This window comes from Clostridium neonatale (assembly GCF_900465025.1).
Lineage (GTDB): Bacteria > Bacillota > Clostridia > Clostridiales > Clostridiaceae > Clostridium > Clostridium neonatale.
Window position 1 is genome coordinate 2,147,273 of record NZ_UICR01000001.1, and the last position, 19,157, is coordinate 2,166,429.

13 protein-coding genes are annotated in these 19,157 nt (G+C 28.1%); 10 read left to right on the forward strand and 3 right to left on the reverse strand.

Going from position 1 to position 19,157, the window contains the following annotated elements:
* Positions 1 to 79 precede the first annotated feature (79 nt).
* From CNEONATNEC86_RS09980 to CNEONATNEC86_RS10000, 5 genes are all read left to right on the forward strand, one after another.
* Positions 80 to 985, forward strand: a complete 906-nt coding sequence (locus tag CNEONATNEC86_RS09980; RefSeq protein ID WP_058295081.1) for a chemotaxis protein — start codon at positions 80 to 82, stop codon at positions 983 to 985.
* 470 nt (positions 986 to 1,455) lie between these two features.
* Positions 1,456 to 4,074, forward strand: a complete 2,619-nt coding sequence (adhE, locus tag CNEONATNEC86_RS09985; RefSeq protein ID WP_159135916.1) for a bifunctional acetaldehyde-CoA/alcohol dehydrogenase — start codon at positions 1,456 to 1,458, stop codon at positions 4,072 to 4,074.
* Between the two features lie 213 nt (positions 4,075 to 4,287).
* Positions 4,288 to 4,659, forward strand: coding sequence for a DUF2089 domain-containing protein (locus CNEONATNEC86_RS09990; RefSeq protein ID WP_058295083.1), 372 nt, complete (start codon positions 4,288 to 4,290; stop codon positions 4,657 to 4,659).
* Positions 4,660 to 4,732: 73 nt separating this feature from the next.
* A complete protein-coding gene (locus CNEONATNEC86_RS09995; RefSeq protein ID WP_125148120.1) occupies positions 4,733 to 5,134 on the forward strand; it encodes an SHOCT-like domain-containing protein in 402 nt (133 codons plus the stop codon).
* A gap of 10 nt (positions 5,135 to 5,144) precedes the next feature.
* Complete coding sequence (locus CNEONATNEC86_RS10000) at positions 5,145 to 5,372, forward strand: hypothetical protein (RefSeq protein WP_125148121.1); 228 nt, start codon at positions 5,145 to 5,147, stop codon at positions 5,370 to 5,372.
* A gap of 247 nt (positions 5,373 to 5,619) precedes the next feature.
* Here the strand turns inward: CNEONATNEC86_RS10000 and CNEONATNEC86_RS10005 are convergent, their stop codons facing one another.
* Positions 5,620 to 6,807, reverse strand: a complete 1,188-nt coding sequence (locus CNEONATNEC86_RS10005; RefSeq protein ID WP_125148122.1) for an AI-2E family transporter — start codon at positions 6,805 to 6,807, stop codon at positions 5,620 to 5,622.
* A 513-nt stretch (positions 6,808 to 7,320) separates the two neighbouring features.
* Entirely contained in the window at positions 7,321 to 8,589 is a 1,269-nt protein-coding gene (locus CNEONATNEC86_RS10010; protein ID WP_125147759.1) for an IS4 family transposase, read from the reverse strand.
* 375 nt (positions 8,590 to 8,964) lie between these two features.
* Between CNEONATNEC86_RS10010 and hsdR the strand changes: the two genes are divergently transcribed.
* The 5 genes from hsdR to CNEONATNEC86_RS10035 are packed head-to-tail and all read left to right on the forward strand — an operon-like array spanning position 8,965 to position 15,728.
* Positions 8,965 to 12,237 (forward strand): type I restriction-modification system endonuclease, encoded by a 3,273-nt coding sequence (gene hsdR / locus CNEONATNEC86_RS10015; protein WP_159135917.1) that lies wholly within the window; start codon positions 8,965 to 8,967, stop codon positions 12,235 to 12,237.
* 2 nt (positions 12,238 to 12,239) lie between these two features.
* Positions 12,240 to 13,649 carry a class I SAM-dependent DNA methyltransferase gene (locus CNEONATNEC86_RS10020; RefSeq protein ID WP_159135918.1) on the forward strand — a complete coding sequence of 470 codons (1,410 nt, stop codon included), beginning with the start codon at positions 12,240 to 12,242 and terminating at the stop codon, positions 13,647 to 13,649.
* A 16-nt stretch (positions 13,650 to 13,665) separates the two neighbouring features.
* Positions 13,666 to 13,926, forward strand: coding sequence for a hypothetical protein (locus CNEONATNEC86_RS10025; RefSeq protein ID WP_159135919.1), 261 nt, complete (start codon positions 13,666 to 13,668; stop codon positions 13,924 to 13,926).
* Positions 13,919 to 14,314 carry a retropepsin-like aspartic protease gene (locus CNEONATNEC86_RS10030; RefSeq protein WP_159135920.1) on the forward strand — a complete coding sequence of 132 codons (396 nt, stop codon included), beginning with the start codon at positions 13,919 to 13,921 and terminating at the stop codon, positions 14,312 to 14,314. Before CNEONATNEC86_RS10025 ends, CNEONATNEC86_RS10030 begins: the two co-directional genes overlap by 8 nt.
* Positions 14,307 to 15,728 (forward strand): restriction endonuclease subunit S, encoded by a 1,422-nt coding sequence (locus CNEONATNEC86_RS10035; RefSeq protein ID WP_159135921.1) that lies wholly within the window; start codon positions 14,307 to 14,309, stop codon positions 15,726 to 15,728. Before CNEONATNEC86_RS10030 ends, CNEONATNEC86_RS10035 begins: the two co-directional genes overlap by 8 nt.
* 101 nt (positions 15,729 to 15,829) lie before the next feature.
* Here CNEONATNEC86_RS10035 and CNEONATNEC86_RS10040 read toward each other — a convergent pair whose 3' ends face one another.
* Positions 15,830 to 19,114 carry a DEAD/DEAH box helicase gene (locus CNEONATNEC86_RS10040; RefSeq protein WP_159135922.1) on the reverse strand — a complete coding sequence of 1,095 codons (3,285 nt, stop codon included), beginning with the start codon at positions 19,112 to 19,114 and terminating at the stop codon, positions 15,830 to 15,832.
* Positions 19,115 to 19,157: the final 43 nt, after the last annotated feature.

A 19,157-nucleotide genomic window follows, 5' to 3' on the forward strand; every position in this document is an offset into this window, starting at 1 on the left:
TGAAGAATGTTGAATAAATGATATAATCTTATTATTAGGAGAAGATTACTAAATATATAAGCGTAAAGGGGTAGATGTTATGGAAACTAAAAATGACATATTATTAGAATCAGGAACAGGAGAATTGGAGATAATAGAATTTGTGGCAAATGGCAATCATTATGCAATTAATGTTGTTAAGGTTAAAGAAGTTATTGAAATGCCAAAGGATGGATTAACAAAGCTTCCAGATCCTAGACCTGAAATAGCAGGACTTATTTTATGCAGAGATGAAATATTAACATTAGTAGATTTAAAATATATTTTAACAAAGCAAAAATCAAAAAATATAGGTGCTAAAGTTATAATATGTGAGTTTAATAAAATAAAGGTAGCATTTAATATTGATGATATTATAGCTGTACATCGTATTAAATGGGAAGAAATAAGAAAACCAGATGATTTATCAGAAAACTCATTGTCTGTAGGGAATATTCTTCTTGGAACAAAAGTTTTGATAATGCTTGACTTTGAAAAAATAGTTACAGATATTTGTCCAAGCTCTGGAATAAGTGAAGACAGACTTGTAAATGTAGACTATAAAGATAGATCAAATATAAAAGTCATGCTTGCAGATGACTCAGCTTTAATAAGAAGACTATTAAAAGATACATTAACCAAAGCAGGATTTAGAAATTTAAGAATTTTTGATGATGGACAGCAGGCTTTAGATTATTTAACTGAACTTAAGGCTAAAAAAGGTGAAAACTTTAGAGAAGATGTACAATTACTAATAACAGATATAGAAATGCCTAGAATGGATGGTCTTACATTAACAAGAAAAATTAAAGAAGATCCTATATTACAAAAACTTCCTGTTATAGTATTCTCTTCATTAATTACTGATGAGCTAAGACACAAAGGAGAATCAGTAGGAGCAAATGCACAATTAAGTAAACCAGAAGTTGAGGGATTAGTTAAAACAATAGATAACTTACTGTCTTAATTAACAGAATAATAAATAATGGTCAGTAGTTTGGTTAAAACAATATATACTTAAAAAATAAAAAGATAATTTAAAATGGAATTGAAATTTTATATGTTTATATAAAAAATCTAGCTAAGCTTATAAGAAAATTATTTTAATATAGTTTTTCTTATGAATAATTTTTAGCAAGTAACGTTATAATATGATTAATTATTAAAGCAGTTAGTAAGGATTTTAGAAAGATAAATATAATAGAATTTTAGTTCCATTTTTTTGAATTAAAAATAACAATACAAATTTGGGCAGATGAACTATTAACGACAAAATAATCGATGGATGCATAAAAATTTTAGCTATAATTAAATAAAATTTAAAAATAATTCAAAATTGTTTGACAAAAGACAAACAATAGACTAGAATTGATTTGTGAAAAGTGTTAAAAATATCACAAGATAAATTTTTTAGTGAATTTACTAGGAGGTATGGGAATGAAAGTTACAAACCCACAAGAATTGACAGCAAGAATTGAAGCATTAAGAGTAGCACAAAAAGAATTCGCAAACTTTACTCAGGAACAAGTTGATGAAATATTTAGACAAGCGGCTATGGCAGCTAATAATAACAGAATTAAATTAGCTAAAATGGCAGTAGAAGAAACTGGAATGGGTATAGTTGAAGATAAGGTTATAAAAAACCACTTTGCGGCTGAATATATTTACAACCAATATAAAGATATGAAAACTTGTGGAGTTCTAGAAGAGGATCACACATATGGTATTACTAAAGTTGCAGAGCCGATAGGTGTTATAGCAGCTATAGTTCCAACAACAAACCCAACTTCAACAGCAATATTTAAGACGTTAATTGCACTTAAAACAAGAAATGCAATAATTATATCACCACATCCAAGAGCTAAAAATGCTACAATTGAAGCAGCTAAAATAGTTTTAGATGCAGCAGTTAAAGCTGGAGCTCCAGAAGGAATAATAGGATGGATTGATGAACCATCAGTAGAATTATCACAAAATGTTATGAGAGAGTCAGATATAATACTTGCTACAGGTGGCCCTGCAATGGTTAAGGCAGCTTATTCATCAGGAAGACCAGCTTTAGGGGTTGGAGCAGGAAATACTCCAGCGATAATAGATGAAACTGCACATATTAAAATGGCAGTGAACTCAATTCTTTTATCAAAAACTTTTGATAATGGAGTGATTTGCGCATCAGAACAATCACTTGTTGTATTAGAAGAAGTTTATGATGAAGTTAAGAAAGAATTAAGTGAAAGAGGAGCTTATATCTTAAAAGGTGAAGAAATAGATAAGGTAAGAAAGATTATCTTAAATGAAAAAGGTGGATTAAATGCCAACATGGTTGGTCAATCTGCATATAAAATTGCTAAAATGGCAGGTGTAGATGTGCCGGAAACTTCTAAGGTATTAGTAGGTGAAGTTACTTCAGTAGAGCTTGAAGAACCATTCTCACACGAAAAATTATCACCAGTACTTGCAATGTACAAAGTTAAAACATTTGAAGAAGCTTTAGATAAGGCTGATAGATTAATAGTTCTTGGTGGAATGGGTCACACATCAGTACTTTACACAGATGAAATAAAATCAAAAGATAGAATATCAGCCTTCGGTGCTAGAATGAAAACTGCAAGAACATTAATAAACATGCCAGCATCTCAAGGAGCTATAGGTGATTTATTTAACTTTAAACTTGCACCATCTTTAACATTAGGATGTGGATCATGGGGAGGAAACTCAGTTTCAGAAAACGTTGGTCCTAAGCATTTAATAAATGTAAAAACTATAGCTAAGAGGAGAGAAAATATGCTTTGGTTTAGAGTTCCTGAAAAAACTTATTTTAAATATGGATGTTTACCAATTGCTTTAAATGAATTAAGTGATATGGGTAATAAAAAGGCATTCATAGTAACAGATAAGGTATTGTTCGAACTTGGATACACTAATAAAATTACAGAAATTTTAGATGCAAACAAAATACAATATAGAATATTCTGTGATGTTGAACCAGATCCAACTTTAAGATGTGCAAAAGCTGGAGCTAAGGAAATGTTAAGCTTTGAACCAGATACAATAATAGCTCTTGGTGGTGGATCAGCTATGGATGCTGCTAAGATAATGCATGTTATGTATGAACATCCAGAAGTTAGATTTGAAGATTTAGCTATGAGATTCATGGATATAAGAAAGAGAGTATATAAATTCCCTGAAATGGGCGTTAAAGCTATGATGGTTTCAATTGCTACATCAGCAGGAACTGGTTCAGAAGTTACTCCATTTGCAGTTATAACAGATGAAGAAACAGGAATAAAATATCCACTTGCTGACTACGCTTTAACACCAGATATGGCTATAGTTGATGCTGAACTTATGATGAGCTCACCAAAGGGGTTAACAGCTTGTGCTGGTATAGATGTATTAGTTCATGCTATGGAAGCTTATGTTTCAATAATGGCATCTGAATATACAAATGGTATGGCGCTTGAAGCAATAAGATTAGTATTTAAATATTTACCACTTGCATATAGTGAAGGAACAACTAATGTTAAATCAAGAGAAAAAATGGCGCATGCATCATGTATCGCTGGTATGGCATTCTCAAATGCTTTCCTTGGAATTTGCCACTCAATGGCTCATAAGCTAGGTGCATTCCATCACTTACCACATGGTATGGCAAACTCATTATTATTAAATGAAGTAATTAAGTTTAATGCTACAGATGCTCCAACTAAGCAGGCAGCATTTGCTCAATATAAATATCCAAGTGCAGCAGGCAGATATGCTAAGATTGCTGATTATTTAGGACTTGGTGGAAATACTACAGAAGAAAAAGTTCAATTATTAATTAGAGCTGTAGAAGAATTACAAGTAAAAGTAAATATGCCAAAAACAATTAAAGAAGCTGGTGTATCTGAAGATAAATTCTATGCAAGCTTAGATGAAATGGTAGAACAGGCATTTGATGATCAATGTACTGGAGCTAACCCAAGATATCCACTTATGAGTGAGCTTAAAGAAATGTATATAAATGCTTATGATATAAAAAAAGAAGAAACTAAAAAATCTAAAAAGAAATAGTTATAGATTAAAGACAGTCTACTTAAGGGAGGCTGTCTTTTTTATTCTTTAGGAAATTATATTTATTAAAAAAATTAAAATATAAATTAATATTTTTGATTTTATAAGTTTATAAATAAATAAAATTAATGGAAATATTAAAAAAATTAATATTGTCTATTTACAAATTTTATAAATAGTGATAAATTATTATTAAGGAATGGAGATGATTTAATGCATGAGATAATAAGTAGATGTCCAATATGTGCTAAGAAGCTTGTGGCAACTAAATTAAGATGTAATAGTTGTAATACTGTTATAGAAAATGAATTCAAGTTATCTAAATTTGATTATTTAAATAAAGAACAGCTTTATTTTATAGAAACTTTTATAAAATGCAGGGGAAGTATAAAGGAAGTAGAAAGAGAGCTCGGAATATCATATCCAACTGTTAGATCAAAGCTAGATGAAGTTATTGCAGCATTAGGATATCCAGTAAAAGAGATGAAAGAGCCTAGATTAAGACAAGATAATAATAATATATTGGATGCACTTGAAAAGGGTGAAATATCTCCAGATGAAGCAATTAATAAATTAAAAGAATAAGAAAACACAATTTTAAAAAATATATTAGGGCAAAAAATATCAAAATAAATTATAAAAAATGGAGGATATTATTATGAATGAAGAAGTTTTGAGAGTTTTAAAGATGGTTGAGGAAGGGAAAATAACTGCTGATAAGGCAAAAGACCTTATTGATGCACTAAATAATTCAAATAGAACAAATGATAGTGATGCACAAATTGTAATCAGTGAAAATAAGAATTATGAAGACAAATTTTTAAGAATAAAAGTATTAAGTGCAGAAGGTGATAAAGTTAATGTACAGCTTCCTATCAAAATAATAAGAGAAGTTCTTAAGGTTACAGGAAAACTTCCAATTAAAACAGAAGGATTGGATGGAGTAGATATAGAACAATTAATGAATACAATAGTAACTTGTCTTGATAATGAAGCAATGGGAGAGATTGTTGATGTAACTTCTAATAAAGGTGATATAGTGAAGGTAGTTATAGAATAGAGGCACTATTATGAAGGTTTCAATAAAAGCAGATAAAATAAGATTTACTATACTTATTCCTTTATCTTTATGTGGATTTATTATTAGGCATATACCTAATAAAGAACTAACAGATGAATTAAAGGTGTTAATAATAGAAGCAATTAAATGTGTTAAAAGAAGTTCTAGAGAATATAAAGGAATGAAGATTGTAGAAGTAGAAACAGCTGATGGACAGGAAGTAAAAATCACTTTATAAATTAAATAAGGGACATACTAAGTTTAGAGTAAAATAACCTAAATTCAATATAGGATAAGCTCGATTGTAGGAAAATTTGAGTGAAAATTCTAAAGATAGAGGCTGTTCCAAAAACAATTTGCTTCAAAAGCAAGTTGTTTTTGGAACAGCCTCTGTTTAAGAACTTTTACTCAAATTTTGATACAATGCTATCCTTATTCATCATTGATAATTTTTTATTGAAAGTTGTTTTTGCAACTTATTTAGGTTATGACTTTAATTTTTCATGTGTTTTTATGTATGAGTCATACCAATTATTAAATAAAACTCTAAATGATGCGGCTATAGGAACAGATAAAAGCATTCCAAATAAACCACCTATATTTCCACCAATAAGGATTGCCATCATTGTGAAAACTGGATGAAGACCAACACTGTCGCCAACTATTTTAGGTGCAAGAAGATTGTTATCTATTTGTTGAACAACAAGCATAGAAATTATTGCATAAAGAATTTTTAATGGATTTCCACTTAATAAACCCATTATGGCAGCAAGTATAGTACCAACAATTGGTCCTACATAAGGAATCATATTACATATTCCAGCTATTACACCTATTATAAAAGCATAATCAATTCCAACAATTGTTAGTGCAATTGCAGATAAAACTCCAACAAAGAATGCTTCTAATAATTGACCTTTGATAAATTTGGAAAAAGTTTCATTAACTGTTTTAAAAACATAACCAATATCATAACCAAGCTTGCTTTTTCTGAAAACTAAGTTGTATAGTTTTTTCCAAAGATTGATAAAATATTCTGAATCCTTTAATACATAAATACTTAATATTAATGAAATAAAGAATGTAGCTATTCCACTTCCTATGCTTAATATGTATGAAGTAAAATTACCTAAATTGCTAGTAATATATTTTTGTACATATTGAAGGGCTTCTAAAATATAAGGTTCTATTTCATTAATAAATGGAATATTTAAATTTTTTATTGTATCACTTATTGATGTACTATTAAATAAATTTGAGTTTAGGTACAGAGAAATTTCATCAACAATATTAGAGATAGTTATATTATTTGAAATCTGTCCTCCAATCATAAAGTAGATTCCACAAAGCAGCCCAAGTATTATCCCAATAACCGAAAGGTAAGAAAACAGTATAGCTAAAATTCTTCGAGATGATTCTTTTTTTACTTGAAAAATTGTATTATTTTTAAGAAAATTTTCTATAGCCTTCGTTATTGGAAATAATAAATACGCTATTATGAATGCAAAAAACAACGGCTTTATTAACTTATATATATTTCTTAAAATATCTAAGGACTTGCCGAAGATATCTCCAATATTTGAGATGATTAAATATGCAATATATATTGAAATAGAAGTAACAGCAACATAAATTCCATATTTTATAAGTTTTTTGTCAATTTCGATTTTCATATAATAACTCCTTTCTATAATATTATATTTTACAGTATAAATTATAATAAATAAATCGGTTTTAATATTAAAAATTTATTAAATTAGCAAAAGTAGATGTTGGGCAATATAAATAAAGGACGTAGAATCATGGTTTAGTGGATAACAACCGAAATTCAATATATGATATGCTCAATTGCGTAAATATTTCAGCCCAAAATTCTAATGAAAGAGGTTTGCCCAAAACAGTTTGCTCCAACAACAAGTGTTGGACAAACAATTTTGGAACAACCTCTGTCTAAGAATTTAATAACTCAAATTTTCAATACAATACTACGCATAAGCAGAGAACCCAAATCTTTGATTTGGTGTGAATCGCTTACCCAGCGAACGAACAATGTCGTCAACTTAAGTAATTTGTAAATATAAATCACGATTATTTTTAGATGATATATTTAAATTTCTTCTAAAAAATGGTACACTAAATAAATCCACTGGTTAAAGTGAATTTTGAAATATGCAATTATTTGTAATTTAAATGCATGATTTTTTATTGTGATGATGCTTTTTCCTTGGATGTTTGTTTTTTCGCTCACGAGAACGATTGGGACGTATTTGTGAGCGAATTTTTTTAGATTTTTCTAATATTATTTCTAAAATTTTTCTTGTTAATTTAGCATTAACTAATAAATTAATAATTCTATTAAAAACTTGCCCAAGTATAAAATTTCGATTTGCTTGATACATTGATTTTAAATTCTTATCTTTAATTTCATCTGCTATCGCAGCATCGGCCTCATCTTTTATAAGAGCTACAACCATTGATAAATAAATAGAAACAAAAAAGTCTTGTTCTATAGAAATTGGTTTTGTTCCCGAAAATTCTTCTATCTGAATACTACTTTTTAACTCTTTGTATTTACTTTCGACTCCCCATCTAAGGAAATACAACTCTTTAAATTCATCATATTTAATGTTTTCATCAAAAATATTAGTGACTAATATTTCTGTAATGTTGTTTGAAAGCTCTATTTTTATAACACGCAATTTTCTGTATTTTCTCTTTATTTTATATTCCAAAATACAATCATTGGAATCAATATTTTGTACTGTTTTAAATGATGATGGTACTCTCATTAAGAAAAGCATATTTTTAGTATCTAAATAGTCAAACATCTCATAAGAAGGGTATCCTCTATCAAATATTACAATACTGTTTTTTGATAATTTTTCATTGTTGATTTGATCTAGATGTTGTTTTGCTAATTCTCTTTCACTAGTTTTAAATTTAGTTATTGAAGCATCAATTATAATATCATTTAATATATCATATAAGGCTGATGCCGTCGCAACTGCTGTTTGAGTTTTATTTTGATTTTTACTTACTCCAAAGTATTTACCACATTCAATAGTATCAGGAACTTGTATAGATGTTCCATCAACTGCAAGAATATTAAATCCATGCCATTTATTCAATTTCTTTTTTGAATTATAAAAAGAATCAACAAATAATCTACATAGTTCTTTAAAGGCTTCAGGTGAAATATTTTGTCTTGCTTTAGAAAATGCTTGCTTTGATATATTAGGAAAGTTTAAACATGTATGATTTTCAATAAAATTATCTATTTCTAAAGGTATAGACTTTCGTAATACAGAACAAATTAAATAAACTACATTAGAAAACGATAGTTTTCTTTTCCTTGAAAAAGAATTTCCTAAACTATATGACTGCTTATATTCATCTGAAACAATTAATTTATTTGTTCGTTTTAAAATTTGTGATAGTAATTTAATATTTTTCATAAAATCAAACCTCGCTATAAATTTAATATCTATAGCGAGGCTGCATTTTTTTACCTATTGTCAAGTGTTTTTTATTAAATTTTCTATATTTTCTTAAGTTGACGACATTGACCGAACGGTACGTACTGGTGGTGTGAGAGGTCGGTAGACAAAATAATTGTCTACCTCCTACTCGATTGAATTAATTATTATATCAAGATAAGTAATTTAACTTTATTATTTATGATAACATTAAAAAAGATTATATTGCAAAACTAATTTAGTAAAAGTGAATTTTGAATAGAATAAACTCTTCCTTTTATGGTAAAATGTAATTAATTAGAATATGAAGTATGATAATTGAAATTTATGAAATATATTGTAAAGGGTGAATTTATGAGTAATTTTTCATTTTTAAAAGAAAAATGGCCCATTCTAGAAAACTTAGGAAGGCTGGCTGAAAGAAATTTATATATAGATTCAAACACTACATTTATTAAATGTGGCATGTTTGGGGAAATTGTAGTTCAATATATGTTTTCAATGGAGGACATAGACTCTACATTAATAGCTCATGATAATAGTCATAATAACAGAATTAAGTTATTAAAAAAGGAAGATTTACTTCCTGAGGATATTGATAATATACTTCATATGCTTAGAGTGAAAAGAAATGATGCAGCTCATAATGGGTATGAAGATGTTGAAAAAGCAAAAATTCAATTAGAATTAACATTTAAATTAGCAGTTTGGTTTATGCAAACTTATGGAGAATGGAGTTTTGAGCCAGAAGCATTTAAAATGCCTGATGAAGAAGAAAATGCATATGGAGAAAATATTAATGATATATCTAGAGAATATGAAGAAAAGTATAAAGCTTTAGAACAAGTACTTAATGCTTTAAAATCTCAAGAAAAGGATAAAGAGGAGTTAGAAAAGCGTAAAGAGCAAGGTAAAAAGGCGAGCAGACGAATTGAGCTTAGTGAAGCTGAAACAAGAAGAATTATAGATGATCAATTAAAAACAGCAGGATGGGAAGCTGATACAATTAATATTAGATACTCAAAGGGGACAATACCTCAAAAAGGAAGAAATTTAGCAATAGCTGAATGGCCTACTTATTCATTGGAAAAAGGTAATGGTAAAGTTGACTATGCATTATTTATTGGAGAAAAATTAGTTGGATTTGTAGAAGCTAAAAAGTATTCTAAAGATGTAGCTGGAACTATGGTTGAAGCTAAAAACTATGCTGTTGGAGTAAAGGAAGAACATGAATCTTATGTTATTTCACAATGGAATGATTATAAAGTACCATTTTTATTTACAACTAATGGAAGGAAATATATAAAAGAAATTGAAGATAAAAGTGGTGTTCATTTCTTAGATTGCAGAAATTCAAGAAATAATGATAAAGTTCTTCAAGGATGGTATTCGCCAGAAAAGCTTGAAGTTATGCTTGAGGAAAATATTGAAGAGGCAAATAAAAGTTTGGATGAATTAAGTTTTGAATTTTTGAAATCTGAAAACAGTATAGGACTTAGAGAGTATCAAGTTGAAGCAATAAAAGCAGTAGAAAAAGTTATTACGGATGGAAAAGAAAAATCAGCTTTAATAACTATGGCTACAGGAACAGGAAAAACAAGAACTGTACTCGGTCTTATATATAGATTAATCAAGACTAATAGATATAAAAGAATTTTATTTTTAGTTGACAGAACATCTTTAGGGGGCCAAGCTTTTGATACATTTAAAGAAGTTAAAATAGAAGACTTAAAGACTTTAAATCAAATTTACAATATTAATGGTCTTGATGAAAAGCTAATTGATAAAGAAACTAAAATTCATATAGCAACAGTACAAGCTATGGTTAAGAGGATAATGTACAATGAAGATGAAAATAATGTGCCTTCTGTTGGAGATTATGACTGCATCATAGTTGATGAAGCTCACCGAGGTTATACTTTAGATAAAGAAATGACTGATACTGAGGTTGAGTGGAGAGATGATAGAGATTTCTTAAGTAAATATAAAAAGGTTATAGAGTATTTTGATGCTTTTAAAGTAGCACTTACTGCAACACCAGCACTTCATACAACAATGATCTTTGGTAATCCTGTATATAACTATAGCTACAGAGATGCTGTTATAGATGGATATCTTGTAGATCATGAACCACCTCATCTAATAGAAACTGAGCTTACCAGAGATGGAGTTCACTACAATAAGGGTGATAAAGTGGCTAAATATAATAAATATACTGGTGAGCTTATTAATGGAGCAGAACTTGAAGATAATGTTGATTTTGAAATAGATCAATTTAATAAAAAAGTAATTGTTGAAGCACACACAAGAGCAGCTCTTGAAGAAGTTGCACAATATATAGATCCTGAAAATGATAAGGGAAAAACTTTAATATTTGCAGCAAGTGATGCTCATGCGGACATGATAGTTAGATTATTAAAAGATATTTATAGAGAAACCATAGGTGGAGTTGATGATAATTCTATTTTAAAAATAACAGGTAGCATAAAAGATCCAGACCTTGCTATAAAGAAATTTAAAAATGAAACATATCCTAACATAGCAGTTACAGTAGATTTATTATCCACTGGGATAGATGTACCGAAGATTGATAAAATAGTCTTTTTAAGAAGAGTAAAATCAAGAATACTTTATGAGCAAATGTTAGGTAGAGCGACAAGATTATGTGATGATATTAATAAAACACATTTTGAGATATATGATTGTGTTAGACTTTATGAAGCACTTAAAGATATGACAAATATGAAGCCTGTTGCATCTAATGCAAATGCAAGCTTTAGAATATTAAAGGAGACTTTAGAAAGAGCAGAAAGCATCGAAGAAAAAGAAGTAGTAGTTAATAAGGTAATAGCAAAATTACAAAGAAAAAAGAAATTAATAGATAATAATGAGAGATTAATTTTTAAGAGTCTTTGCAATGATAAAACACCTGAAGAATTTATTAATGAATTAAGAGGACTTGATGCTGAAAGTGCTGCTAAAGAAATAATTCAAAATAATTCTTTGGTTGAATATTTAGATGAAAAATACACTAATGAAGAAATAATAATAGTTTCTGATAAAGAAGATAAGGTAATATCACATACAAGAGGTTATGGTAAAGGCAAAAAGCCAGAAGATTATATAGATGAATTTAAAAAGTATATTGAGGAAAATAAAAATACTATTCAGGCTTTAGAAGTAGTGTGTACAAGACCACAAGATTTAACTAAAGAATCTTTAAAACAACTTAAAGCCATATTAGATAATAAAGGTTTTAATGAAGAATATTTAAAGACTGCATGGAAAGACTTAAATAATGAAGAAATAGTAGCGGATATAATTGCATTTATAAGGCAGCAAGCACTTGGAAGTCCGTTAGAATCTAATGAGGAAAGAGTTAAAAGAGCAGTTGCTAAAATAAAGAAAGAGTATTATTTCACAAAACCTCAAGAAAATTGGTTAAGTAAAATAGAAAAAGTAATGTTAAAAGAAGTGGTTATAAATAAAGAAACCTTAGATAACGGAAGCTTTAAAACTCAAAGTGGTGGGTTTGACAGATTAAATGAAAAGATGTTTAATGGTAACTTAGAAGAGATAATTAATAAACTAAAAACATATATGTTTGAAGATAAGGGGATTAGCTAGATATGAATACACAAGAAATAGTAAGTAAACTTTGGAATCTTTGTAATGTACTAAGAGATGATGGGATAACTTATCATCAATATGTAACAGAATTAACTTATATCCTTTTCTTAAAAATGGCAAAAGAAACAGGATCTGAAGAAAAAATTCCTGAAGGATATAGATGGGATGATTTAAAAGCTAAAAGCGGAATAGAGCTTAAGACATTCTATAAAGAATTATTAAATCATTTAGGAGAAAGAAGTACAGGAGCAGTACAGCAAATATACCAAGGTTCAGCGACTAATATAGATGAACCAAAGAATTTAGAGAAAATAATAACAACTATAGATGGATTAGACTGGTATTCTGCTAAAGAAGAAGGTCTAGGTAATCTTTATGAAGGATTGTTAGAAAAGAATGCCTCAGAAAAGAAATCAGGTGCAGGACAATACTTTACACCAAGAGTATTAATAGATGTTATGGTTAAATTAATAGATCCAAAACCAGGTGAAAAATGTAATGACCCAGCAGCAGGAACTTTTGGATTTATGATTGGAGCAGATCATTATTTAAAACAAAAATATGATAATTACTTCGATTTAGATACAGATATGCAGGAATTTCAAAGAACTAAAGCATTTTCAGGCTGTGAATTAGTTCATGAAACTCATAGATTAGCACTTATGAATGCTATGCTTCATGATATAGAAGGAAACATAATCCTTGGAGATACATTAACTAATGAAGGTAAAAAGATGAAAGATCTAGATGTAGTACTTTCAAACCCTCCATTTGGAACTAAAAAAGGCGGTGAAAGAGCTACAAGAGATGACTTAACTTACATGACATCAAATAAACAATTAAACTTTTTGCAACATATATATAGAAGTTTAAAAGCAGATGGAAATGCAAGAGCAGCAGTAGTTCTGCCTGATAATGTTTTATTCCAAGAAGGCGATGGAACAAAGATAAGAGAAGACTTAATGGATAAATGTAATTTACATACAATATTAAGACTTCCAACAGGTATCTTCTATGCTCAAGGAGTTAAAACTAATGTGTTGTTCTTTACAAGAGGTACTAGTGATAAAGATAATACAAAAGAAGTGTGGTTCTATGATTTAAGAACAAACATGCAAAACTTTGGCAAGACAAATCAATTAAAAGAATCACATTTTGATGATTTTGTAAAGGCATATACAGCTGAAAATAGAGAAGAAGTTCAAGATGAAAGATGGAATAAATTCACTAGAGAAGAAATTAAAGAAAAGAATAATAATTTAGATTTAGGACTTATAAAAGATGATTCAATCTTAGATTACGAAGACCTACCAGATCCAATAGAAAGTGCAGAAGAAGCAGTAGCAAAACTAGAAGAGGCAACTGATTTACTTATGTGCGTTATTAAAGAATTAAAGTCATTACAATAATAGGAGGGTATTAAGTATGAAATGGAATGAAGTAAGAGAAATATACAAAAATACTTGGATATTATTTGAAGCATTAGAATCGCATTCTGAGAATGGGAATAGGATTGTTGATGAGTTATCTGTAATTAATTATTTTAGTGATGGAAAAACTGCTTTGAGAGAATATGCAGAGAGACATAAAAAGGATAAAACTAAGGAAATGTATGTATATCATACTAAACATGAAGATTTACATATAGAAGAAAGAGCATGGATTGGAGTAAGACATAATGGTTAAATTAAAATATAGATATGGATTGCCATTTTGTTCTATTTCATTGGTATATAATAATAAAGAAATGAAACTTGATAATGTATTGGTGGATACAGGATCAGGTGGAACTTTATTAAAAATGGATAAAGTAGAGGAAATAGGTGTAGTAATTGAAGAAGATGACACTATTGAAACTATTGAAGGTGTTGGTGGAATAGAATTTGTCTATAAGAAGAACATGGATAAATTAGTTATTGGAGATATTAAGGTTGAAAATTTTAAGGTGGAGATCGGTGTTATGGATTACGGCTTTGACATTAATGGAATTATAGGAATGGATTTCTTAAAAGAGATAAATGCAGTAATAGATTTAGATAAAATGGAAATACAAGTGAGGAATAGTAATGGCTAAGAAGAATATGACATTGGAAGAAAAGCTGAATGAGGCTATTATTAAGGATGGGCCTTATGAGGTGCCGGGGAATTGGGTGTGGAGTAATATTGGAAATGTGTCAATTGAAATTAAGAATGGAACTACAATTAAACAGAATAAAGATGATACAGGGATAAAAGTAACTAGGATAGAGTCATTGCAAAATAATACTATTGATATAAATAGATTGGGAACAATTATCCAAGTAGAAAAGTTAAAAGAGAAAGACTATTATGAAGAAGGAGATATAGCGTTAAGTCATATAAACAGCTTGGAACACGTTGGAAAAACTGCTTTGATAGAGAAAACATTATTACCATTAGTACATGGAATGAATTTATTAAGGATAAGGGTTAATCGGAATTTAGTAATACCAAAGTTTTTTCACCTTTACACTAGAGGATATGATTATAAAGATGAAGTAGTAGATAGGATTAATAGGGCAGTTAACCAAGTTAGCTTAAATCAAAAGAACTTGTCAGAAATACCATTTCCCATTCCACCACTAAAAGAGCAACAACGAATTGTTGATAGAATAGAAAGTCTTTTTGAAAAGTTAGATAAGGCTAAGGAATTAATAGAAGAGGCTAGAGAGGGCTTTGAGAAGAGGAAAAGTGCTGTTTTGGAGAAGGCGTTTAGGGGTGATTTAACGGAAAATTCAATTACTAAAGATATAGAAATACAATTAGAAGGTATGGAAATTGATTTTAAAATATTTAAATCAAGATATAAACTTTCGAATTTAGAAAAAATTATAAATGAAAAGCCAAGAAACGGTTATTCACCAAAAGCTGTTGAGTATGAAACTAATACAAAAACGTTAAAACTAGGTGCTACAACAAGGGGATACTTTAATCCTAATGAATTTAAGTATATTGATGAAGAAATAGAAAAAGATTCTTATCTTTGGCTAAAAAAAGGAGATTTTTTAATTCAGAGAGCAAATTCTTTGGATTATGTTGGAATATCAGCTATTTATGATATGGAGGATGATTTGTTTATATATCCAGATTTAATAATGAAATTCAGAGTGAATGAGCAAATATACCATTCAAAATTGTTATGGTATTGGATAAATTCAAGATATGGTAGATGGTATTTTATAAATAATGCAACAGGTACTGCAGGTAATATGCCTAAAATTAATCAGAAAACAGTTCTGAATCTTCCAGTTCCGATTATTCCTCTTAAGGAACAAAATGAACTAGTGAAAATATTAGATAAACTTTTAAAAGAAGAATCTAAAATAGAAGAAATTACTCAATTAGAAGAACAAATTGATTTAATAAAGAAATCAATTTTAGCAAAGGCTTTTAGAGGGAAACTTGGAACAAACTCAGAAGATGAGGAAAGTGCTTTGGAATTATTGAAAGAAATATTATGTAAGCAATAAAATATAACGTAAGATAATAAATATAAACAAAACCTCGAAAACTCGAGGTTTTGTTTATATTTCAAGGTAAAAGGTTATACACTTAGTCTAAGTTTTTAAAACTAATTAAGAAGATTGCTTACATCGTATCGTCCTAGAAAATATTCTTCAATAGTATTCCAAAATTCATCTGAATCAATATTATTGGTAAATATATTCTCTAAGAGTTTAACAGATATTTTGTGCCTCAAATATACATTGGATAAAATTTTATTGCTATAAGTATCGGCATTAGAAATAATTTGTTTTAATTGATATTCTGAATTTAGATGTATATAAATTTCAGGGGTACCACCACCATTGATTTCATACACAATTAATCCAAAAGTTTCTAATAGCCCAAGAGTAACAAATAAATCATCAAGTAAAGATTTATTTGTTGGATTTTTCATTGTATAGGTTTTAAATTCCTGTTGTGATTTATTAATACTATTAGTAAAAATATTATTAACTTTATTATTAAACCATGTAAAAAATTCATCATATGTATTGTTAATTTTATACGCATTTCTAGATTCATAAAAAGTTAGGTATTTTTTACTTGCAAAATTAGTATTATACCTAGAATTTTTTTGATGGTATATCATACTATTAATTACAGTAGTAATAATTGATTCGCAAAAATATTTATCTTTTTTTATTAGTGTTTGAAGTTCAATAGTAAGCTCATCTATATTCATAAATTTTTTGCTTAGTGAATATTTACCAAAAATTTTTTTAAAACAGTCTATTATATTATCATAAGTATAGTGAAATTCATTAACCGTTTGTGTTTTAATAGCAAGATCAATCATTACTACAGGTGTTAAAGAATCTAAACTTGAAAGTTTAAGTTCAGATTTGTCAGTATAAAATTTATATTTAAAAGAAGGAAATGATATATTATTATTTGTATTTTCCCACAATGATTTCATATCCAAAGTATATACATTGCCAATTTTAGAAAAATTGTTATTAGTATCAGTTAGTTTTAGATAATTGCCATATCTTTTTATTAAATATTCTTCATCAACATATGGAACTATGAAAAATTCATTAGTGAATAAACTTCGTGGTTTAACCATTATAGGAGAGTAGCCTAATTTTAGTATAAAGTCCTTTTGTAAAATCATAAGACAACTTTTTACTTTATTATTTAATCCAGAGTCATCATCATCTAATGAATTTGGAAAAATATGTTTGAATTCTTCACAACTTACAAGCATTCTTCTGTTATATTTATTTGCTTTATATAAATTAAGAATTTTCTCTGTTATTTGGATTAATTGATTTTTTCTAATGGAACTTAATCCATGTAATCTATTTACATGAGAAGCATCTTGAGAAAAATAATCAATATAGGCATAACCAGTATCAAGTTTTCTAGCAGCACGTCCTATTTCTTGAATGTAGTCACATACATTACCTGTAGGTGCAAAATGGTAAACATTTAATATATCTGGAATATCAATACCCATCCCAAACGCTTTTGTTGCAAGCATAATTAAACCTTCATTATTTTTAAATTTTAGATAATTAGAATTCTTATTTTGAGAGTCTAATTTTCCATGATAAATACAAATATTTGCTTTTAATTTATTAGAACCATGAAGATCTATAAAATTAGCAAGCTCATAAATCAACGTAACCGTAGGAAAATAAACTAAAGTTTTTTGATTAGCTTTGCAAAATAGTTCTAAACGCCTTAAAGTAATATTTAATTTAGAATCTAGATATTCCTTTGATCTACCTTTTTCTTTTTTTAGTGCAACATATTTAAATTTTGTTTCTATATCTTTACGTTTTACATATCCGAAATGAGGGATTGGATTAATTAAATTTAAGCTATCTTTAGTTTCTTTATACATATCTTCAATGCCGCCTAAAATAGCTGTAGCAGTAAAAGTGCTGATTGGGAACTTGTAGGCTTTTTTATATTTGGATCCGCTTCTAAGTTTATCTAAATAATTTCCTAAATACCAATAATCAGCTCGAAATGATTTTCCCCAAGTTGTTACTATATGAGCTTCGTCAATTACAAATAATCCAACTTTTCGTTCCCCTATTAACTCGGTTATATCTGATCTGCTTAAGAGAGTTTCAGGGCTTATATATAAAATAGAAATTTCACCATCATGAATTTTTTGTTTTATAGCCATCTTTTCAACAGGTGTTATATCAGAATTTATAGTAGCAGAAAAATGAATATTATTATTATGAAGACCTTCAACTTGATCTACCATAAGACCAATAAGTGGAGATATAATTATCGTCATAGCTTGATGTTTTTCAGCTAAATATATTGCAGGTATTTGGAACATTATTGATTTACCAGCACCAGTAGGAGAAGTAACAAATATATCTCTAAAGTTTACTTCATTTTCTTTACAATTTAAAGCTAATTCTGATTGAGTAATAATATCATTAATTATTTGAGCTTGGGAAATATCTATGGTAGCTCTATAGTTAGTATCATCATAAATATTTTTATACATTTTAAGATCTTTAAAAGAAGTATATCCCCAATATCTTTTTAAAATATCTAAGTAATCAGATATTTTATCAATATTTGTTTTAATATTTCTTTGAGAGCATAGAATAATTTCTTTATCTAATTTAAAGATATTTGAAAGTACATCTAATTGTTCTTGATAAATACTATATTCTCCAATTGATCCAGATAAAGATACATAAATAGTCTTATTATTAAAGTCTAAGATATTATTTAGAAGTTTTAAATAAGAAGTCTCATCATCAGTAAGTTCATATACATTATTATCATAAATACTTTTTACTTCTATAGGTAAGATTGAGTCAACATTATTAAACAGTGGTATATTAGAAATATTGGTAGTATCGAAATTGTAGGTTATATAGTAATGTTCATCAATGCATACTAAATTTGAATATAGAGAATTAAAGTTAATATATTCAGGTGTATTTACAAATTCTTGAGAGCTAGAATTGAGTTCAAAAGAATCTAATATCTTATCAAGATTTTTGATTTTATAATTAAGTGGAAATAAATTTTTATATAAATTATTAGTAATAATTATAGGTTTAAACACAAGATTACAGGACTCATTAAATATAATAAATTCCTCAAAACTACACAAAAAGTATTTATTAATTGTATATCTCGGAACATTCATAAAAAATTCTGTAGTTAATTTTAATTTATTATCAAAAATGTTATTTATAGATATTTCTGACGAAAGTTTAAATACTTTATATGCCTCTATCTCTTTTAAAGTACTATTCTCAAAACCTTTTAGTACAAATAAAAGAGGTTTGTCTTGTTGTTTTAATAATTCATTGTTAATTATAGAAAATAATTTTTCATTTACTAAGTTTAAATAATTTATCATTGAATATATCACCTCCATCAAATTATATCACTTTATGGTATAA

Coding starts and splice junctions, on each gene's coding strand:
- CNEONATNEC86_RS09995 (WP_125148120.1), top strand. CDS start 4,733: ATGAATGAAGAAGTTTTGAGAGTTTTAAAGATGGTTGAGGAAGGGAAA.
- CNEONATNEC86_RS10035 (WP_159135921.1), top strand. CDS start 14,307: ATGGCTAAGAAGAATATGACATTGGAAGAAAAGCTGAATGAGGCTATT.
- CNEONATNEC86_RS10005 (WP_125148122.1), bottom strand. CDS start 6,807: ATGAAAATCGAAATTGACAAAAAACTTATAAAATATGGAATTTATGTT.
- adhE (WP_159135916.1), top strand. CDS start 1,456: ATGAAAGTTACAAACCCACAAGAATTGACAGCAAGAATTGAAGCATTA.
- CNEONATNEC86_RS09990 (WP_058295083.1), top strand. CDS start 4,288: ATGCATGAGATAATAAGTAGATGTCCAATATGTGCTAAGAAGCTTGTG.
- CNEONATNEC86_RS10040 (WP_159135922.1), bottom strand. CDS start 19,114: ATGATAAATTATTTAAACTTAGTAAATGAAAAATTATTTTCTATAATT.
- CNEONATNEC86_RS10010 (WP_125147759.1), bottom strand. CDS start 8,589: ATGAAAAATATTAAATTACTATCACAAATTTTAAAACGAACAAATAAA.
- hsdR (WP_159135917.1), top strand. CDS start 8,965: ATGAGTAATTTTTCATTTTTAAAAGAAAAATGGCCCATTCTAGAAAAC.
- CNEONATNEC86_RS10030 (WP_159135920.1), top strand. CDS start 13,919: ATGGTTAAATTAAAATATAGATATGGATTGCCATTTTGTTCTATTTCA.
- CNEONATNEC86_RS10020 (WP_159135918.1), top strand. CDS start 12,240: ATGAATACACAAGAAATAGTAAGTAAACTTTGGAATCTTTGTAATGTA.
- CNEONATNEC86_RS10000 (WP_125148121.1), top strand. CDS start 5,145: ATGAAGGTTTCAATAAAAGCAGATAAAATAAGATTTACTATACTTATT.
- CNEONATNEC86_RS10025 (WP_159135919.1), top strand. CDS start 13,666: ATGAAATGGAATGAAGTAAGAGAAATATACAAAAATACTTGGATATTA.
- CNEONATNEC86_RS09980 (WP_058295081.1), top strand. CDS start 80: ATGGAAACTAAAAATGACATATTATTAGAATCAGGAACAGGAGAATTG.